The 1,349-nt window shown below is 62.0% G+C and carries 2 protein-coding genes; both read left to right on the forward strand.

The features are described from left to right. Window positions 1–68: 68 nt before the first annotated feature. Complete coding sequence (locus ACFWUP_RS31340; protein WP_379239605.1) at window positions 69–392, forward strand: transposase; 324 nt, start codon at window positions 69–71, stop codon at window positions 390–392. Further along, window positions 392–1,309, forward strand: coding sequence for an IS3 family transposase (locus ACFWUP_RS31345; protein ID WP_379239606.1), 918 nt, complete (start codon window positions 392–394; stop codon window positions 1,307–1,309). Before ACFWUP_RS31340 ends, ACFWUP_RS31345 begins: the two co-directional genes overlap by 1 nt. Window positions 1,310–1,349 lie beyond the last annotated feature (40 nt).

Consider the following 1,349-nt stretch of genomic DNA (forward strand, 5'->3'; position numbering starts at 1 on the left):
CTGAGGTTCCCCCCGGGTAGTGGACACCGACTTGACAGACCACTCGGTCTGTTTGAAAGGATGTCCGCATGCCTCCTCGTAAACGCCGGTCGTTCACGGCCGAGTACAAGGTCGAGGCCGCCCACCGGGTGATCGATACTGCTCGCACCGTCGCCGAAGTCGCTCGCGAACTCGGTATCAACGACGGACTGCTCAGCAACTGGGTCAAAGACGAACGACGACGTATCGACGCCGCGCAAGCCGTCGGCGAGACACCCCTGCAAGCAGTCGAGCGGGCCGAGCTCCTCGCCTTGCGGAAGCGAGTTGCCGAGCAGGACAAGGATATTCAGTTCCTGAAAAAAGCATCGGCGTACTTTGCCGCGATGCAGCAGAACCGGCCCGGTTCGAACTGATGGTCAAGTACGCCTGCCCCGAAAACATCACCGAGACCGCAGGCACCGCCTCGCCCGAAGGACAACGATTCTCGATCCCGAGAATGGCCCGCCTGCTCAAAGTATCCAAAGCCGGCTACTACGCCTATGTAAAACGCAGGGCGACAACCATTCTCACCGACCGCCAACAGCGGCGCGCGGACCTGGAAACGAAGATCCTCACCGTTCACCGCGACTCCCACGGCACCTACGGATCACCGCGGATCACCGGCGAACTACGCGATCAAGGGATGCGGGTCTCGGTCAACACCGTCGCCAAGATCATGGCCTCGATCGGGGTCGAAGGCATCAGCCCGCGCACGTTCAAAGTGAAAACCACCGTGCAGGACCCGAACGCGTCGTTCCCGCCCGACCTGGTGCAACGTCGGTTCGACCAGGGCCGCCCCGACGCTGTCTGGACCACCGATATCACGTACTTGACGTGCGGTGAAGGTGACATGTTCCTGTGCGCGATCCGTGACGGACATACCCGCAAAGTGCTCGCCTACAGCCTGGCCGACCATATCGGTGCCGACATGGTCACCGAGGCGATCGACGCCGCCGTCGCCGCACGCGGTGGGCAGTGCCGGGGCACGATCCTGCACTCAGACCGTGGTGGGGAATTCACCGCGCACTTGACCGCCCGGGCTTGCCATCGGCACGGGCTGCGGCGATCGATGGGCGCGACCGGAATATGTTGGGACAACAGCCCTGCGGAATCGCTATGGTCGAGTTTCAAGCACGAGCACTACTACCGACACGCGTTCGCCACGATAGCCGAACTTGTTGCCTCGGTTGACATGTGGATGAGTTTCTATAACACTACTCGGCGGCACTCCGCGATCGGGAATCAAAGTCCTGACAGCTACGAGCGGTCGCTCTCAGCGGTAGTCGCCTGAGCCGCATAGCCCCCTTGTCCACCGTTCGGGGGGAACCTCA

This window comes from Nocardia sp. NPDC058658 (genome assembly GCF_042716665.1).
Lineage (GTDB): Bacteria > Actinomycetota > Actinomycetes > Mycobacteriales > Mycobacteriaceae > Nocardia.